This is a genomic window from Microbacterium sp. MMO-35 (assembly GCF_037147555.1).
GTDB lineage: Bacteria > Actinomycetota > Actinomycetes > Actinomycetales > Microbacteriaceae > Microbacterium.
Genome location: NZ_JBBCVH010000001.1, coordinates 651601 through 667454, shown reverse-complemented (window position 1 = coordinate 667454; position 15854 = coordinate 651601). Strand labels below are relative to the sequence as shown.

Annotated in this window: 17 protein-coding genes; 11 read left to right on the top strand and 6 right to left on the bottom strand. The window is 70.2% G+C overall.

The window, feature by feature from the left end:
* The first annotated feature begins 137 nt into the window (after positions 1-137).
* From WFJ01_RS03060 to pknB, 7 genes are all read left to right on the top strand, one after another.
* A complete protein-coding gene (locus WFJ01_RS03060; protein WP_336628157.1) occupies positions 138-866 on the top strand; it encodes a DUF3662 and FHA domain-containing protein in 729 nt (242 codons plus the stop codon).
* Positions 859-1377 (top strand): FHA domain-containing protein FhaB/FipA, encoded by a 519-nt coding sequence (locus tag WFJ01_RS03055; RefSeq protein ID WP_295032239.1) that lies wholly within the window; start codon positions 859-861, stop codon positions 1375-1377. Before WFJ01_RS03060 ends, WFJ01_RS03055 begins: the two co-directional genes overlap by 8 nt.
* 9 nt (positions 1378-1386) lie before the next feature.
* Positions 1387-2637 (top strand): PP2C family protein-serine/threonine phosphatase, encoded by a 1251-nt coding sequence (locus tag WFJ01_RS03050; RefSeq protein WP_251443945.1) that lies wholly within the window; start codon positions 1387-1389, stop codon positions 2635-2637.
* The gene (locus WFJ01_RS03045) at positions 2634-4016 is read left to right on the top strand and encodes an FtsW/RodA/SpoVE family cell cycle protein (protein WP_251443943.1); all 1383 of its coding nucleotides are present in this window, start codon (positions 2634-2636) and stop codon (positions 4014-4016) included. The genes WFJ01_RS03050 and WFJ01_RS03045 overlap by 4 nt, the downstream gene beginning before the upstream one ends.
* Positions 4013-5476 (top strand): peptidoglycan D,D-transpeptidase FtsI family protein, encoded by a 1464-nt coding sequence (locus WFJ01_RS03040; RefSeq protein WP_251443941.1) that lies wholly within the window; start codon positions 4013-4015, stop codon positions 5474-5476. Before WFJ01_RS03045 ends, WFJ01_RS03040 begins: the two co-directional genes overlap by 4 nt.
* Positions 5473-7185, top strand: coding sequence for a serine/threonine-protein kinase (locus tag WFJ01_RS03035; protein ID WP_251443937.1), 1713 nt, complete (start codon positions 5473-5475; stop codon positions 7183-7185). The genes WFJ01_RS03040 and WFJ01_RS03035 overlap by 4 nt, the downstream gene beginning before the upstream one ends.
* 65 nt (positions 7186-7250) lie before the next feature.
* Entirely contained in the window at positions 7251-8951 is a 1701-nt protein-coding gene (gene pknB, locus WFJ01_RS03030) for a Stk1 family PASTA domain-containing Ser/Thr kinase (RefSeq protein ID WP_285814243.1), read from the top strand.
* A gap of 43 nt (positions 8952-8994) precedes the next feature.
* On the opposite strand, the gene WFJ01_RS03025 is transcribed toward pknB, so the two are convergent.
* Positions 8995-9177, bottom strand: a complete 183-nt coding sequence (locus WFJ01_RS03025; protein WP_292882268.1) for a hypothetical protein — start codon at positions 9175-9177, stop codon at positions 8995-8997.
* Positions 9177-9956: a class E sortase gene (locus WFJ01_RS03020; RefSeq protein WP_336628156.1), complete on the bottom strand. Its 780-nt coding sequence runs from the start codon at positions 9954-9956 to the stop codon at positions 9177-9179. Before WFJ01_RS03020 ends, WFJ01_RS03025 begins: the two co-directional genes overlap by 1 nt.
* A gap of 77 nt (positions 9957-10033) precedes the next feature.
* Here WFJ01_RS03020 and WFJ01_RS03015 point away from each other — a divergent pair, with 77 nt between their 5' ends.
* The gene (locus tag WFJ01_RS03015) at positions 10034-10273 is read left to right on the top strand and encodes a cell division protein CrgA (RefSeq protein ID WP_233310795.1); all 240 of its coding nucleotides are present in this window, start codon (positions 10034-10036) and stop codon (positions 10271-10273) included.
* A 264-nt stretch (positions 10274-10537) separates the two neighbouring features.
* Here the strand turns inward: WFJ01_RS03015 and WFJ01_RS03010 are convergent, their stop codons facing one another.
* Together WFJ01_RS03010 and WFJ01_RS03005 are read right to left on the bottom strand one after the other, a co-directional pair.
* A complete protein-coding gene (locus WFJ01_RS03010; RefSeq protein ID WP_251443914.1) occupies positions 10538-11428 on the bottom strand; it encodes a rhomboid family intramembrane serine protease in 891 nt (296 codons plus the stop codon).
* A 34-nt stretch (positions 11429-11462) separates the two neighbouring features.
* A complete protein-coding gene (locus WFJ01_RS03005) occupies positions 11463-12020 on the bottom strand; it encodes a peptidylprolyl isomerase (RefSeq protein ID WP_336628155.1) in 558 nt (185 codons plus the stop codon).
* A gap of 132 nt (positions 12021-12152) precedes the next feature.
* On the opposite strand from WFJ01_RS03005, the gene WFJ01_RS03000 reads away from it, so the two are divergent.
* Genes WFJ01_RS03000 through WFJ01_RS02990 form a run of 3 tightly spaced genes read left to right on the top strand, consistent with a single transcriptional unit; the run spans position 12153 to position 13702 of the window.
* Complete coding sequence (locus WFJ01_RS03000) at positions 12153-12662, top strand: DNA helicase (protein WP_295032249.1); 510 nt, start codon at positions 12153-12155, stop codon at positions 12660-12662.
* Between the two features lie 50 nt (positions 12663-12712).
* Positions 12713-13162 (top strand): aminoacyl-tRNA deacylase, encoded by a 450-nt coding sequence (locus WFJ01_RS02995; protein ID WP_251444361.1) that lies wholly within the window; start codon positions 12713-12715, stop codon positions 13160-13162.
* A 54-nt stretch (positions 13163-13216) separates the two neighbouring features.
* On the top strand, positions 13217-13702 hold the full coding sequence (locus WFJ01_RS02990; RefSeq protein WP_292882278.1) for a hypothetical protein: 486 nt from the start codon (positions 13217-13219) through the stop codon (positions 13700-13702).
* Position 13703: 1 nt separating this feature from the next.
* On the opposite strand, the gene WFJ01_RS02985 is transcribed toward WFJ01_RS02990, so the two are convergent.
* Entirely contained in the window at positions 13704-14132 is a 429-nt protein-coding gene (locus WFJ01_RS02985; RefSeq protein ID WP_251443902.1) for an NUDIX hydrolase, read from the bottom strand.
* A 38-nt stretch (positions 14133-14170) separates the two neighbouring features.
* Positions 14171-15799, bottom strand: a complete 1629-nt coding sequence (locus WFJ01_RS02980; protein ID WP_336628154.1) for an amidohydrolase — start codon at positions 15797-15799, stop codon at positions 14171-14173.
* Positions 15800-15854 lie beyond the last annotated feature (55 nt).

The window sequence follows — 15854 nt, the reverse complement described above, 5'->3', positions numbered from 1 at the left end:
CAGAGCCGCAGCAGCGCACGGACCTCCGCCGAACCGCGGGCTCCTTCGGGGTTTCCCGTGTCTCCCGCCCGGCCCGGGGGATCATTCAGGCCGTGTCGCTAACATGGCCCTACCGATCGGTGAGCCATGGGAGCCCAGTGGGACTACTAGACAGCTTTGAGAAGGGTCTCGAACGCGCTGTGAACAGCGCCTTCGCGAAGACCTTCCGCAGCGGCATCCAGCCCGTGGAGATCGCCTCGGCTCTGCGGCGCGAGATGGACACGAAGGCCGCGGTCGTCAGCCGCGACCGGATCATCGTTCCCAGCACCTTCCTCGTGCACCTCGCCGGCGACGACGCCACCGCGATGCACGGACTCGGATCCGCCCTCCTCGACGAGCTGCACGTGCTCGTCAAGGACCACGCCAAGGCCCAGGGCTACAGCTTCTCCGGCCCCGTGAACATCGCCATCGAAGCCGACGACCGGCTCACGACCGGCACCGTGCGGGTCGAGTCCACCTCGACGTCCTCCGCCGGCGCCCGCGTCACCTGGCAGGCGGAGATCGCGACCGGAGGCTCCCGATACCCGCTCACCCGGGCGCGCACGGTCATCGGCCGCGGCAGCGACGCCGACATCACGATCGGCGACGCGGGGTCCAGCCGCAAGCACGCCGAGGTGCTGTGGGACGGCGATCACGCCATGCTCCGCGACCTCGGATCCACCAACGGCACCAAGCTCAACGGCCAGCGCGTGCGCGAGGCCCAGCTCGAGAGCGGCATGGTGATCACGATCGGCCGCACCGACCTCACGTTCCAGGTGGTTCCCGTGTCCGCCCCCGCGCGCGGCGGCCGCGGCGACGACGCGACCAGGAGCCTTCGGCATGAGTGAACTGACCCTGCTCCTGCTGCGCATCGGCTTCCTCGTGCTGATGTGGTTCTTCGTGTTCGCCGTGGTCTACTCGCTGCGCGCCGATCTCTTCGGCGTGCGCGTGCGCAAGATGCCGCAGGGCGAGGCGGCCGCGGCGAGCGCGCCCGCGAAGCCGGCCGCGGCGCCCGCGAAGCCGAAGGCGCCCCCGCGCAGCAAGCCGGGCGGCCCCGCCACGACGTCCACCGTCACGAAGCTCGTGATCACCTCCGGCCCGAAAGCGGGCCTCGAGGTGCCGCTCGGCTCCGAGCCGATGTCGATCGGCCGCTCCAGCGAGTCCGGGCTCGTGATCCGCGACGACTACACGTCCAGCCACCACGCGCGGCTGCTGCTGTGGGGCGAGCAGTGGATGCTGCAGGATCTCGACTCCACGAACGGCACCTTCCTGAACGGCGAGCGCGTCGGCGCCCCCGTCTCGGTGGCGGTCGGCGCCCCCATCAAGGTGGGCGCCACGACCTTCGAGCTGCGGGCGTAACCGGCGGCCATGGTCTTCGAGGGCTCGAGCGCCGCGATCTCCCACACCGGGAAGGTCCGCTCCAACAACCAGGACTCCGGCTATGCCGGGGCGAACCTGTTCGTCGTCGCCGACGGCATGGGCGGCCACGCGGGCGGCGACGTCGCCAGCAGCATCGCGATCCACCGGCTGCAGAACCTCGACCACGCCTACCCCTCGACGATGGACGCGCAGGCGTCGCTGCAGGCCGCGGCCACCACCGCGGCGGGCGACATGATCCGCGCCGTGAAGGACCGCCCCGAGCTCGCCGGCCTCGGCACCACCCTCGACGCGATCATCATGGTCGACGACTACGCCGTCATCGGCCACATCGGCGATTCGCGGATCTACCTCTACCGCGACGAGGCGCTGACCCAGATCACCACGGATCACACGTTCGTGCAGCGGCTGGTCGACTCCGGGCGCATCACCCCGGAGGAGGCGCGCTACCACCCGCGCCGCTCGGTGCTGATGCGCGTGCTCAGCGACATGGACGCGGATCCCGAGCTCGACATGTTCGTCATGCCGACCCAGCCGGGCGACCGCTGGCTGCTCTGCTCGGACGGCCTCAGCGGCGTGGTCGACGAGACGCACATGCTCAAGGCGCTGCGCCTGGGGATGGCGCCGGGCCGCACCGCCGACGGCCTGCTCAAGTTCGCGCTCGACGGCGGCGCGCCCGACAACGTCACGATCGTGATCGTCGACGTGGGCGGCCAGCATCCGGTGCTCTCCGGATCCGCCACGATCGTCGGCGCGGCCGCGAACCCCCAGGGCGTCATCGTCCCCGCCGCGCGCCCTGCCCGGCCGAGCTGGCTGCATCCGGTGCGCCAGGCGGCGAACGAGCCCACGCACTTCGAGCCCGCCGCCGGCTACCTCGAGGAGCTCATCGAGGAGGACCACCGGCGCGCCGTGCGACGGCGCATCGGCTGGATCACCGGGTTCATCGTCGTGATCGCGCTGATGGCGGCCGCGCTCTTCGGCGCCTACGCGTGGACGCAGACCCGCTACTTCGTGGGGGTCGGCGAGGAGACGGGCACCGTCGTGATCTTCCAGGGGATCCAGCAGGATCTCGGGCCGATCTCGCTCTCGCACGTCTACGAGGACACCGGCATCAAGGTCTCCGACCTGCCGGCGTTCTACCAGTCGGCCGTCAAGGAGACCACGAGCGCCAGCACGCTCGCGGCGGCGCAGACGACGGTCGACAGCCTCCGCGCCGCCGCAGGGACGGGGAAGACGCCATGACCGCCACCGCCCCCGACGTCACGGCCGACACCGCCGTGCTGCGCGCGCTGCGCCGCATCCGCGGTCCGCAGACGCAGCGCAACCGCGAGTTCTGGCTGCTGCTGTTCGCGGTGGTCGTCGCCGGCGCGGCGCTCACCCTCGTGCAGCTCGGCGCGCTCGGGCGCATCGACCCGATGATCCTGCTCATCGGCGGCGGACTGGCGGTGCTGGTGTTCGCGCTGCACATCGTGCTGCGCTTCGTCGCGAGCGACGCGGATCCGTTCGTGCTGCCGATCGCGACGCTCCTCACCGGCGTCGGCATCGCGGAGATCTACCGCATCGACATCGCGAACCACGACACGGGCTGGAACGCGTCGTCCAACAAGCAGCTCATGTGGATGGCGATCTCCGTGGTCGGCGCGATCGCGATCGTGATCTTCCTGCGCAACTACCGGGTGCTCTACAAGTACACCTACGTCTCGGGGCTGACGGGTCTCGTGCTCCTGGTGCTCCCCTTCATCCCGGGTCTGAAGGCCGACGCGAACGCCGATGTGTGGATCTCGATCGGCGGGCTCGGCTTCCAGCCGGGAGAGCTGTCGAAGATCTTCCTCGCGATCTTCTTCGCGGGCTATCTGGTGCGCACCAGGGAGAGCCTGTCGTCCGTGGGCAAGCGGTTCGCGGGGATCACCTGGCCGCGCATGCGCGAGCTCGGCCCCGTGATCGTGGTCTGGCTCATCTCGCTCGGCATCATCGTCGCCCAGCACGACCTCGGCACCGGCGTGCTCATCTTCGGCATGTTCATCGTGATGCTCTACGTCGCGACCGGCAAGACGAGCTGGGTGCTCATCGGCGTCGCGGGCGTGGTCGTCGGCGTCGCGGTCGTCTCGCAGTTCCTCACCTACGTGCAGAACCGCTTCAACACGTGGATCAACGCGTTCGACCCCGACCTCATGCAGGACCAGAGCTATCAGCTCACCCAGGGCATCTTCGGGCTCGCGCACGGCGGCCTGATCGGAACGGGTCTCGGCCAGGGCCGCCCGCAGATCACCCCGGTCGCCGAGAGCGACTTCATCATCACCAGCCTCGGCGAGGAGCTCGGCCTGATCGGCCTGTTCGCCCTGCTCTGCCTGTACATGGTGTTCGTGAGCCGCGGCCTGCGCATCGGCGTCGCCGGACAGGACGACTTCGGCAAGCTGCTCGCCGTCGGCGTCTCGTTCACGATCGGCCTGCAGGTCTTCATCATGGTGGGCGGCGTCACCCGCGTGATCCCGCTGACGGGTCTCACCACTCCGTTCCTCGCCGCCGGCGGATCGTCCCTCATCGCCAACTGGCTCATCGTCGGACTGCTGCTGCGGATCTCCGACGGCGTGCGCCGCCAACCCCGGGTGGTGATCGGATGACCAAAGAGCTCCGTCGCATCAGCATCCTCGTGCTGGTCATGTTCCTCGCCCTGTTCGGCTCGATCAGCTGGATCCAGGTCGTGCAGGCCGACGCCCTCGCGCAGAACGACGCGAACCGGCGCACCCGCTTGGACAGCTACGAGATCCAGCGCGGATCGATCATCGCGGGCGGCGCCCCGATCGCGACCTCCGTGCCGTCGAACGACATGTACTCGTTCCAGCGCGTCTACACGGACCCGCAGATGTGGTCCGCCGTGACCGGCTACTACAACCCGGCCCTCGGAAGCGCGACCGGCATCGAGAAGGCCATGAACAGCGAGCTCAGCGGCACGGGCGGCTCCCAGTTCCTGTCCTCGATCGAGCGGATCATCTCCGGCCAGCCGCAGAAGGGCGCGAACGTGGTGCTCACGCTCGACCCGGTCGCGCAGAAGGCCGCTTACGACGCGCTGCAGGGCTACCAGGGCGCCGTGGTCGCGATCGAGCCGAAGACGGGCCGGATCCTCGCGCTGGTCTCCACCCCCGGTTTCGACACGAACAGCCTCGCGGCGCACGACTCCCAGGCCGTGAACACCACCTACGACGCCCTGGTCGCCGACCCGAACAAGCCGCTGTCCAACCGCGCCATCGGCGGCAACATGAACCCGCCCGGGTCCACGTTCAAGCTGGTCGTGGCCGCGGCCGCGCTCGACTCGGGCAAGTTCACGATGCAGTCGACGTTCCCGAACCCGGCCGCCTTCACCCTCCCCGGCACCAGCACCGCCGTGCACAACGCCTGGGGCGGCACCTGCCCCGGCGGCGACGGGCAGAACGTGTCCCTCGCCGATGCGATCCGCTACAGCTGCAACATCCCGATGGCCGAGCTCGCCGTGCAGCTCGGCGATGACGCGATCCGCGCCGCCGCCGAGAAGTTCGGCTTCGGCCAGGAGTTCTCGCTGCCCCTGCAGTCGTCCGCGTCGACGTACCCGAAGAACCTCTCCCCGGACAAGACGGGCCTCACCGGCTTCGGCCAGGGCGACGTGCGCGCGACCCCGCTGCAGATGGCCATGGTCTCCGCCGGCATCGCGAACGGCGGCCTGGTGATGAACCCGCGCATGGTCGACCAGGTCGTCGGAGACGACCTCTCGGTGCAGAAGCAGTACGAGAACAGCCAGTTCCGGCAGGCGATGACCGGCGACGAGGCTGCGGCGATCACGGCCGCCATGCAGGCGTCGGTCTCAAGCGGCGCGGCGCAGGGTGCAAGAATAGACGGAGTCGACGTGGCCGGGAAGACGGGCACGGCGGAGAACGGCGACACAGACCCTTACACGCTGTGGTTCACCGGCTTCGCGCCCGCTTCGAACCCGGAGATCGCCGTTGCGGTCGTCGTCGAAGACGGCGGTGGGCAGGGACAGTCCGGATCCGGTGACACGATCGCGTCACCGATTGCGAAGAAGGTCATGGAGGCGGTGCTGAACAGATGAGGCCGACGCAGGGTGTGCATTTCGGCGGTCGCTACGAGCTGCAGTCTCGGATCGCCATCGGCGGCATGGGCGAGGTGTGGGAGGCGACCGACCACGTCATCGGACGGACCGTCGCCATCAAGATCCTCAAGGACGAGTACATGGGGGATCCGGGCTTCCTCGAGCGCTTCCGCGCCGAGGCCCGCCACGCGGCCCTCGTGAACCACGAGGGCATCGCCAGCGTGTTCGACTACGGCGAGGAGAACGGCTCCGCGTACCTCGTCATGGAGCTCGTGCCGGGCGAGGCGCTGTCGACGATCATCGAGCGCGAGGGATCCCTCAGCGCCGACAAGACGCTCGACATCGTCGCGCAGACCGCCTCGGCGCTGCAGGCCGCGCACGCCGCCGGCCTCGTGCACCGCGACATCAAGCCGGGCAACCTGCTGATCACGCCCGACGGCCGCGTGAAGATCACCGACTTCGGCATCGCCCGCATCGCCGACCAGGTGCCGCTCACCGCGACCGGCCAGGTCATGGGCACCGTGCAGTACCTCTCGCCCGAGCAGGCCTCGGGACACGCCGCGTCGCCCGCGACCGACATCTACTCGCTCGGCATCGTCGCGTACGAGTGCCTGGCGGGCAAGCGCCCGTTCACGGGCGAGTCGCAGGTCGCGATCGCCATGGCGCAGATCAACGACACCCCGCCGCCGCTGCCCCCCACGGTGCCGCAGCCGGTGCAGAACCTCGTCATGGCGATGATCGCGAAGAAGCCGGCCGACCGGCCGAGCTCCGCGGCGACCGTCGCACGGGCCGCGCAGGCGCTGCGCCGCGGCGACCTGAACTCCGCCGCGATCGCCGTTCCCGCGGTCATCGCCGGAGTGGTAGGCGTCGGCGCCGCCGCGCCCGGGGGCGACGACGCCATGACCCAGCTGCTCGGGGCCACCCAGGGCGCGACCACGATCATGCCGACCACGGCGCAGATCCCGACCGAGGCCGACCAGGCTCCGGAGAAGAAGAAGCGCAGCCCCTGGACCTGGCCGCTGATCGCTCTCATCGCGCTACTGATCATCGTGCTCGGCGGCACCGTGTGGGCCCTGCTGTCGAACCAGAAGGCGCCCACGCCGCCACCCAGCTCGTCGGCGTCGCAGACCCCGCCGTCCAAGACGCCGACACCCACGCCCACGCAGACCAGGGTCGACGTCGACGCCCTCGGGCTCGTCGGCCTCACGTGCGACGACGCCACGGCGAAGGCGCGCGACGCCGGCCTGCAGGCCACCTGTGCGGACGGCGACCCGGCTCCGGCGGCCGACCAGGTCGGCAAGGTCTACAACGTGAATCCGACCGGCAAGGTGCCGAGCGGATCCTCGATCGCCCTCACCCGGTATGCCGACCGCACGCAGCCCCCGAAGCCGGCGTCCGCGCCGACCTTCTCCGGCGACATGGTCGCCGGGGGCACGATCACCGTCTCCTGGGGATCCGGTTACGTCTGCCCCAACGGCACGTCGATCACCGGCTACATCGTCACGATCGACGGCGGCTCCTTCATGTCCGGCGGCCCCGGGTTCCCGGCGGAGACGACGAGCACCGAGGTCCGGCTGGCGCAGAGCGGCGACTTCACCGCGAAGTTCTCCGTCAAGTGCGGCGACCAGCAGAGTCCCGACTCCGACGCGCGCACCGCGCAGATCCAGTCCGGGCCGACGCCTCCGGTGACGGTACCGCCCACGCCCTGAACCGCGGCACCGCAGCAGAATCACGAGAACGAGGGGGGTCCTCCGTGACGACGACCACGCGCGTCATGGCCGGTCGCTACCGCGTCGATGACCTCATCGGCCGGGGCGGCATGGCCCATGTGCACCGGGGGTACGACCTGACCCTCGGCCGCGAGGTCGCGATCAAGATCCTGGACCGCGAGCTCGCCCGCGACGCCGGCTTCCGCACGCGCTTTCGGATGGAGGCGCAGGCCGCATCGCGCATGTCGCATCCGTCGATCGTGCGCGTCTTCGACGCGGGGGAGGACTCCACCCCCGAGGCCGGCGGCACCCCCGCCGAGCCCGTGCCCTTCATCGTGATGGAGCTGGTGCCCGGCGAGCTGCTCAAGGACGTCATCGCGCGCGGCCCGGTGCCCACCGCCGACGCCGTGCGCTACGCCGACGGGATCCTCGAGGCTCTGGAATACTCGCACCGCGCCGGTGTCGTGCACCGCGACATCAAGCCGGGCAACGTCAAGATCACGCCCGCCGGCACCGTGAAGGTGATGGACTTCGGCATCGCCCGAGCGGTGTCCGACTCGTCGTCGACGGTCGCCGAGACCACCCAGATCATCGGCACCGCCGCCTATTTCTCGCCCGAGCAGGCCAAGGGCGAGCAAGTCGACGCGCGTACCGACCTGTACTCGACCGGGGTCGTGCTGTACGAGATGCTCGCGGGGCGCCAGCCGTTCCGCGGGGAGTCGCCGGTCGCGGTCGCGTACCAGCACGTCAGCGAGACGCCGCTGCCGCCCAGCGAGGTCCACGAGGAGGACCACTCGTCCGCAGAGCTCCAGCGCATCAGGGCCCTGGAGCCGATCGTGCTGCGCGCGATGGCGAAGGACCCGTTCCAGCGGTTCCCCGACGCGGCCTCGTTCCGCACCGCGCTCGATGAGGCCGTGACGGGCGCGGCTCCCACGAAGAAGCAGCTCTCCTCGCTCACCAGCGAGCTGTACGGCGCCAGCCCCCGGCACGCGCAGGAGACCGCGCGGACGCTCCGCCAGCTCTCCTCCGACACGACGATGACGCGCACGCAGTCGGGTCCGCCCGTCGCGTGGGTCTGGGCCGGCGTCGCCCTGCTCGTGGTGCTGCTCGCATCGGTGCTCATCTGGGTGCTGGCGATCAAGCCGACCACCGGGGTCCCGAGCGCCGGTCGCACGGTGCCGAACGTGGTCGGTCAGACCTACGAGACCGCCGTCGAGCTGCTCGACAAGAACGACCTGCGCGCGATCCGCATCGACCAGGCGGATGCCACCGTCGACAAGGGCAAGGTCATCAGCACCGATCCGACGGCCGGCAGCGGCATGGACAAGGGCCAGTCGGTCACCGTCTACGTCTCGACCGGTGCCGCGCAGATCGTAGTCCCGACGCTGGAGGGGCTCAGCGCCTCCGCCGCCAAGGACGCACTGGCCAAGGCCGGGCTGCAGCTGGGCTCGGTCACCCAGAAGAACGATCCCCGCACGCAGCACGACATCGTCCTGTCCGCGAGCGAGCAGGCCGGAGCCAAGGTCCCGCCGGGCACCGTCGTCGACCTGCTCGTGGCGAGCGGGGTCGTGACGGTGAACGATCTCACCGGCTGGTCGCTCGATTCGGCGACCCAATGGCTGGAGCAGCAGGGACTCACCGCGAACCCCGTGGAGAATCCCGGATGCAAGGCGACCGACCCGAAGACGGTGTCCTCGATGTCGGTGCCGCCGGGCGACGTGCCCGTGCAGTCGACGGTCGATCTCTCCTACTGCACCGGCAAGTGACCGGCGCCGGGGCTCGTTGAGCGACGGCGCGCGACGACGGCCCTCAGGGGCCGGCGGACGGAGCCGGCGACGACCCGATGCTCACGTCGCCCGGCGACACCAGAGGACTCACCCAGGGGAAGACCCAGAACATCAGGGCGTACAGCACGGCCGCGAGCAGCACGAGCACGACGATCAGCCGCACCCACCACGGGCCGGGGAGGATCCGCCACAGGGCGCCGTACATCAGCTCACCGCCTTCAACGAGGCCGGGGCGCCCAGCGCCCTCGGCTGGAAGCTCTCGAACACTCCGTAGGCCACGATGCGCTCCGCGAGGGAGTACAGCGGCGAGCACGCCGTGAGCGTGATGTACCGTCCGCCGGGGGCCGCCTCCGGCGCCTGGGGCACGGGATCCAGCACGTCGACGCTGTCGGGGGTGACGTACTCGAGCGTGCGGAACCGATAGGTGTACCACCCCTGCTCCGTCTCGATCACGATCGCGTCGTTCAGCCGCAGCCGGTCGAGCTGATTGAACGGCTTGCCCCAGGTCGTGCGGTGCGCGGCCATGGAGAAGTTGCCGACCTGTCCCGGCATCCCCGAGTTCGGGTACACGCCGATCCAGCCGTGGTCGAGGGTGGCGGGCCGGGTCACGCCCCCGGCGATCTCGACGTTGTAGTCGGAGCCCCAGCGGGGCACGTGCATCTGAGCACCCCAGGGGACGCCGTCCTCGGGGGGACTCATGACCGGCGGGACGTACTGCGGATGCGCTCCGTCGGTGCCGTGTCCGTCGTCGGCGATCGGCGGCAGCGGCGGCTTCGCGTCCGCCCACTTCTGGGAGACCTGCCGGCCCTTGTCGTTGGCCTCGGCGCTCATGATCGCGTCGCCGATCCACATCTGCCAGGCGACGAACAGCAGCACCAGCACACCCGCGGTCAGCAGCAGTTCGCCCAGCACGCTGACGAACGTGGCGCGCCGCCGCGGACGGCGGCCGACGCGACGGGCGGAGGCTCGCGGAGCGTCGGTCATGCCGCGATCCTACCCAGCCCTCCTTTGCGCCCGATTCCGCCCTCTGGTCGGCACGGGCCTTTGGGTAGACTGTGCGCATGGCACGATCCCGCAAGCCCGAAGAAGCCGCCACCCCGAAGGTCGACGGCGAAGCCGCTCCCAACGCCGTGTGGTTCAAGCCGGTCATGGTCGGCTTCATGCTGCTGGGCCTGGCCTGGATCCTGGTGTTCTACATCACCGGCATGCAGTACCCGATCCCCGGCCTGCAATCCTGGAACCTGCTGATCGGACTCGGGATCGCGCTCATCGGCTTCCTGATGACGACCCGCTGGCGCTGACGCCGCCCCTCCTCTTCGGAACGCCCCTGCTCATGCGGGGGCGTTTCTGCTTTCCGGCGTTCGATGGGCTCGGGAGACCGGATCCCGCAGGGTTGTCCACGGATCCGGCCGGTTATCCACAATCTGGGGATGGATATGCACACCCCCTCCCCGGAGTTATCCACAGATCTATCCCCATGTGGGGAGAATTACACGGGTGTCATTCACACCCGCGGCGGAGACGACGAAGGCCTCCGCCGCAGCGGAGGCCTTCGTGGTGCGCGGTCAGTGACCGGCGGTGATGATCAAGGGCGGAACGACGGCGACCACGACGAGCAGCACGAGCACGATCGCCGCGACGAGGCCGATCCACCAGAACTTCGCGTTGCGGCGCCCGTTCGTACGGACGTAGACGAGCGCCACCAGGGCTCCGACGACGGCACCGCCGACATGCGCCTCCCAGGCGATCCCCGGCACGATGAAGCCGTACGCGAAGTTGATCGCGAGCACGACGAGCGCTCCGACGATGTTGCCGCCGAGATGACGCCCGATCACGATCAGGGCGACGAACAGGCCGAAGATCGCCCCGGACGCTCCGATCGTGGGCTGGCCCGGATCGATCAGCGCCATCGCGACAGAACCGCCGAGACCGCTCACCAGATACAGCGTGAGGAATCTCGCCCTGCCCAGCAGCGGCTCGAGCTGCTGACCGACCATCCACAGCGCCAGCATGTTGAGGCCCAGGTGGATCAGTCCCTGATGCACGAGCAGCGCCGTCAGCAGGCGCCAGGGTTCGAACGGGAGTCCGGACAGCGACGGATACAGATAGGCGCCCGCGAACTGCAGCGCCCCGGTGATCGGTCCCTGGAGGCCCGGGATCATCTGCAGCAGACTCACCGCAGAGGTCACCGCGAGGATCCAGTACGTCACGATCGGACGCCCGCCCACCGCGGTCATCGACCGCGCGCCCCAGCGCCGGTTGGCGCGGCGCTGGGCGGGCGTCTGGTTGCGACGCTGCTCCTGCATGCATTCGGGGCAGATCACGCCGACCGGGGCCTGCGTCTGGCACTCCGGGCAGATCGTGCGCATGCAGCGCTGACAGAGCACGAAGCTCTGCCGGCCCGGGTGGCGGTAGCAGAAGTTGTCGGGATTCGCGTGGAACTCCGAAGTCGTCATCCGTGCGCTCCGGAGTCCACTCGCGGAAGGATGATCAGTTCGCGACGATGTCGACGGACTGCAGCACGACGTCCTCGACCGGACGGTCGCCGGCGCCGGTGCGCACGGCGGCGATCTCGTCGACGACGGCCTTGGACGCGTCGTCCGCGACCTCGCCGAAGATCGTGTGCTTGCCCTGCAGCCACGGGGTCGGGTCGGTCGTGATGAAGAACTGCGAGCCGTTGGTGCCCTCGGCCTGGCCGGTGATGGCGTTGCGACGCAGACCGGCGTTCGCCATCGCGAGGATGTACGGCTCGTTGAAGTTCAGCTCGCCGTGGATCTCGTCGTTGAAGGTGTAGCCGGGACCGCCGACGCCCTGTCCGAGCGGGTCGCCGCCCTGGATCATGAAGTTCGGGATGATCCGGTGGAAGATGACGTCGTTGTACAGCGCGCCCTCGCCGGGCTTCCCGGTGGCCGGGTGCGTCCAGGATCCGGTGCCGTCGGAGAGTTCGACGAAGTTCTTCACCGTGCGGGGAGCGTGGTCGCCGAAGAGGTTGACGACGATGTCTCCGTGGTTGGTGTGCAGCGTGGCGACGTGAGTGGCGTGAGGCATGGATCCATTCTCTCGCATCGGATCCCGCCGAGCCTCCGATTCATCGGTGAACTTCTCGAACGCACACGCGTTGCACAGGAGCATGTCTGGCAAGATGGAGAGTCCGAACCCCGTTTCGATTGGGAGGGCATCGTGAGCCTGAGCCGCAAGCGTCAGAAGGAACTCCGCCAGCTGCAGAGCGAGGCCGCCAAGCTGTGGGCCGCCCAGCAGGTCGTCGTCGGCGAAGCCGCGAACGTCGCCCGAGAGGCGGGTCGCCAGCTCGACAACTTCCGCCGCGAGCAGGTCGTGCCGACCGTGCAGGACGTCTACGAGCACCGCGTGGTGCCCGCCGTCGACAAGGGCGTCAAGTTCTCCCGCGACATCGTCGACCACAAGGTCGTCCCCGCGATCGGGGGCGTGGTCGGATCCGCGCTCACCGCGTGGGACATCGCCAACGCCAAGCGCACCGGCACGACGCACGCCCCGCGCGCGCTCGTCACCGTGCCCGCCGAGCGCAAGAGCGGCCTCGGCATCGGCGGTGTCATCGCGATCATCCTCGGTGCCGCCGCCGCGGTCGGCGTCCTCGTCGCCGCCTGGCAGGCCCTGCGCGCCGATGACGAGCTCTGGGTCGCGGACGACCCGCTGAACGCCCCCGAGGTGTGAGCACGCCCTCGTCCTCCGACCCGCACGACGGGTCGGATCCGCACGCGCGCGTGCGCGATGCCGCCGCAGAACGCGGACTCGACATCGAGATCCGGCAGCGCCCCGCCGCGAACAGCCTGCACGAGGCCGCTGCCCTGCTCGGGCTGGATCCTTCCGGCATCGTGAAGACCCTCGTGGTCAAGAGATCCGACGACACCTTCCTGTTCGCGCTGATCCCGGGCGGTCGCAAGATCTCCTGGCCCAAGCTGCGCGCCGTCGTCGGCGTGAACCGGCTCAAGCTTCCGGATCCTGACGTGGCCCTCGCCGCGACCGGCTACGAGCGCGGCACGATCGTGCCGATCGGCAGCACCACGGCGTGGCCGGTGTTCGCCGACGAGACGATCCGCGGCCGCCGCATCGCGATGGGCGCGGGCGCGCACGGGTACAGCCTGTTCGTCGACGGCGACGCCCTCATCGCCGCCTACGACGCCACCGTGGCGGACATCTCCGAACCCGAGTGACCCGGGTCGGACCCGCTCCCGCACGCTGAACCCTCGCGGGAGTAGCATCCGGGGATGACGGATGCACTCCAGGCGTGGTCGGAGTTCCATGTGGCGATGCTGGGTGCCACCGCGGCCCTCGCCGGCCTCCTCATCGTCGCCGCAAGCGTCAACATCGCGAAGATCATCGCCGCGGAGACCCTCACCGCACGTCTCGCCGCGGCGATCGCGACACTCGTACTGGCGATCCTCACCTCTGGCATCGCGCTCATCCCGCACATCGCGCTGGATCTCTTCGGTGCACTCGTGCTGCTCGTCGCCGCCGGCGCGACCGGTTTTCAGGTGCACGCCGCGCTTTCGCTCCGGCGTGATCGCGGGAACGGCAGCCCTCTGCTCCGGGCGGCTCTGGGCTTCCTCCCCTTGGCCGCGTACGTCGCGGGCGGTGCGCAGCTGCTGTTGGCGCCGCCCCTCGGACTCGGGCTCATCGCCGCCGGCGCGCTGCTGGCGATCGTGGTCGCGATCGTGATCTCGTGGATCGCTCTCGTCGAGGTGCTGCGCTGACTCAGGCCGTCAGACCGGCCATCCCCAGCGCGATGTCGACGAGCCGCACCCGCTGCAGGCCGCCGATCTCACCCAGCCGATACCAGGCCGCCATGTCCGTGGACCCGTTCTTCTCGAACCGCAGCCGGCCGCCGGTGATGCGCGCGCGATAGACGATGCGCAGCGTGTGCAGCGGCGCGGTCGCGCCGGGCGTGACGCGGCGGCGCGGAGGGATCACCCGGGAGTGGATCCCGAGCAGATCATCGATGACGACCTTGTAGCCGGTCTCCTCCAGCACCTCGCGGCGTGCGGCGACCTGGGGATCCTCGCCGTCTTCGAGGCCGCCGCCCGGCATGGTCCACGACACTCGGCGGCCTTCGGTCCAGCGCGCCAGCAGCACCCGGTCGTCATCGTCGACGATGACCGCGTATGCCGCGACCCGCATGTCCATGAGACACACCCTAGGCGCTGTGAGCCGGTATGGCGTCGTCAGGTCACGCGACGTCCCCCGAGACGTACCTCTCGGACCTCGGCGGAGGCGAGTTCCTCCGCCGGCACGGTCAGCGGATCCCGGTCGAGCACGACCATGTCGGCGAACAGCCCGGGATCCAGGGATCCGATCTCGTGCTCGCTGAACAGCTGCCATGCGGCGTTGCCGGTGTGCGCGGCGAGCGCCTGGGGGCGCGTGACGGGCGTGCCGCCCGGCATGACCCGGCCGGACCTCGTGCGCCGGATCTCGGCGACCGCCATGTTGCGCAGGGGCTCGGCCGGGGTGACCCAGCCGTCGTTGTGGAAGGTCGCCCGGTGGCCCGCGGCGAACGCGGCACCGGCGTCGGCCCAGGCGCCGCCGCGCTCCGGGCCGAACAGATCGTCCACGAGCACCTCCCCCCAGTAGGTGATGTGATCGACGAAGAGGCTGACCGTGACCCCGAGGGCTGCCGCGCGCGCGAACTGCGCGGGCGTCATCGCCCCGACGTGCTCGAGCCGGAAGCGATGGTCGACCAGGCCGTGATCGCGGATCAGTCGCTCGTAGACGTCGAGCGTCTCATCGACCGCCAGATCGCCGTGCGCGTGGCAGGCCAGCTGCCAGCCGGCCGCCGCGGAGGGCTCCGCGATCGCGTGCAGCTGCTCTGCGGTGTAGTTGGAGGCGCCGCGGTGCCCCGGCGGCAGACCGAGGTCGCGGGTGGCCGCGGTGTCGAGATAGGGGAAGCTCGTGGCGATGTTGCCGATCCACGGGGATCCGTCGGTCCAGGTCTTGACCCCGACCTGGCGCATCACCGCGTCCTCGGGGAGGGACTCTTCGTTCCCTCCCCGCCGTCCCGGGTGCGGGGCCGGCGTCCCACCGGGACGGGACATCTCGTACCAGCGCAGCCGCAGCGGCATGCGGCCGGCGGCGCGGAGTGCATCGACGGCGGGGGAGAGCGCGGGGTTCCAGCTGAGATCGGCCACCGTGGTGATCCCCCGGCGGGAGAGGTCGGCGAAGTGCGCGCCGAGCAGCTCGACGATGTCGGCCTGCGCGGCCTGCAGCAACGGGGCGGCGACGCGTTCGACCGCGCCGGCCTCGAGGGCGACCCCGTTCAGCTCACCGTCCGCGGTGCGGCCGAACGACGCTCCCACCGGGTCGGGCGTGGAGCGGTCCAGTCCGGCGAGGCGGGCGGCCGCGGTGTTGAAGTACGCCGAGTGCCCCGAGTTGTGCACGATGACGAGCGGGGTGGATCCGGCGAGCTCGTCGAGCAGGCGCAGGTCGGGATCCAGCAGGCCGCGCTGCAGCAGGGCGTCCCACCCGTTCGCATACACGGGTGCGCCGTCTGCGGCGGCGAGCGCCGCCCGCAGCGCGGCCATCACCCCGTCGGCGCCCGGCACGACGACAGGCCGCAGATCGAGCACGCGGTCCGAGAGCAGCACCGCGGCGGTGCCGGGGTGCCCGTGCGGCTCGATGAGCCCCGGCATGGCCCAGCCGTCCAGCGCCACGCGCTCGGCCGCGGGATCCTGCGCGGCGAGGTCCGCCGCGGCGCCGACCGCGACGATGCGTCCGTCGTCGTCGACGAGCATCGCCTCGACGAGAGCGGGAGCGGCAGCGGAGAGCGGCCGGATCCGGCCCGTGAACAGCGTCGTCATGCGCCCATCGTGGCAGGTTTCCCGTCCGCGAGGAGAGGGCAGGCGGATCGATCAG

Coding starts and splice junctions, on each gene's coding strand:
- WFJ01_RS03055 (WP_295032239.1), top strand. CDS start 859: ATGAGTGAACTGACCCTGCTCCTGCTGCGCATCGGCTTCCTCGTGCTG.
- WFJ01_RS03050 (WP_251443945.1), top strand. CDS start 1,387: ATGGTCTTCGAGGGCTCGAGCGCCGCGATCTCCCACACCGGGAAGGTC.
- WFJ01_RS03045 (WP_251443943.1), top strand. CDS start 2,634: ATGACCGCCACCGCCCCCGACGTCACGGCCGACACCGCCGTGCTGCGC.
- WFJ01_RS03040 (WP_251443941.1), top strand. CDS start 4,013: ATGACCAAAGAGCTCCGTCGCATCAGCATCCTCGTGCTGGTCATGTTC.
- WFJ01_RS03035 (WP_251443937.1), top strand. CDS start 5,473: ATGAGGCCGACGCAGGGTGTGCATTTCGGCGGTCGCTACGAGCTGCAG.
- pknB (WP_285814243.1), top strand. CDS start 7,251: ATGGCCGGTCGCTACCGCGTCGATGACCTCATCGGCCGGGGCGGCATG.
- WFJ01_RS03025 (WP_292882268.1), bottom strand. CDS start 9,177: ATGTACGGCGCCCTGTGGCGGATCCTCCCCGGCCCGTGGTGGGTGCGG.
- WFJ01_RS03020 (WP_336628156.1), bottom strand. CDS start 9,956: ATGACCGACGCTCCGCGAGCCTCCGCCCGTCGCGTCGGCCGCCGTCCG.
- WFJ01_RS03015 (WP_233310795.1), top strand. CDS start 10,034: ATGGCACGATCCCGCAAGCCCGAAGAAGCCGCCACCCCGAAGGTCGAC.
- WFJ01_RS03010 (WP_251443914.1), bottom strand. CDS start 11,428: ATGACGACTTCGGAGTTCCACGCGAATCCCGACAACTTCTGCTACCGC.
- WFJ01_RS03005 (WP_336628155.1), bottom strand. CDS start 12,020: ATGCCTCACGCCACTCACGTCGCCACGCTGCACACCAACCACGGAGAC.
- WFJ01_RS02990 (WP_292882278.1), top strand. CDS start 13,217: ATGACGGATGCACTCCAGGCGTGGTCGGAGTTCCATGTGGCGATGCTG.
- WFJ01_RS02985 (WP_251443902.1), bottom strand. CDS start 14,132: ATGGACATGCGGGTCGCGGCATACGCGGTCATCGTCGACGATGACGAC.
- WFJ01_RS02980 (WP_336628154.1), bottom strand. CDS start 15,799: ATGACGACGCTGTTCACGGGCCGGATCCGGCCGCTCTCCGCTGCCGCT.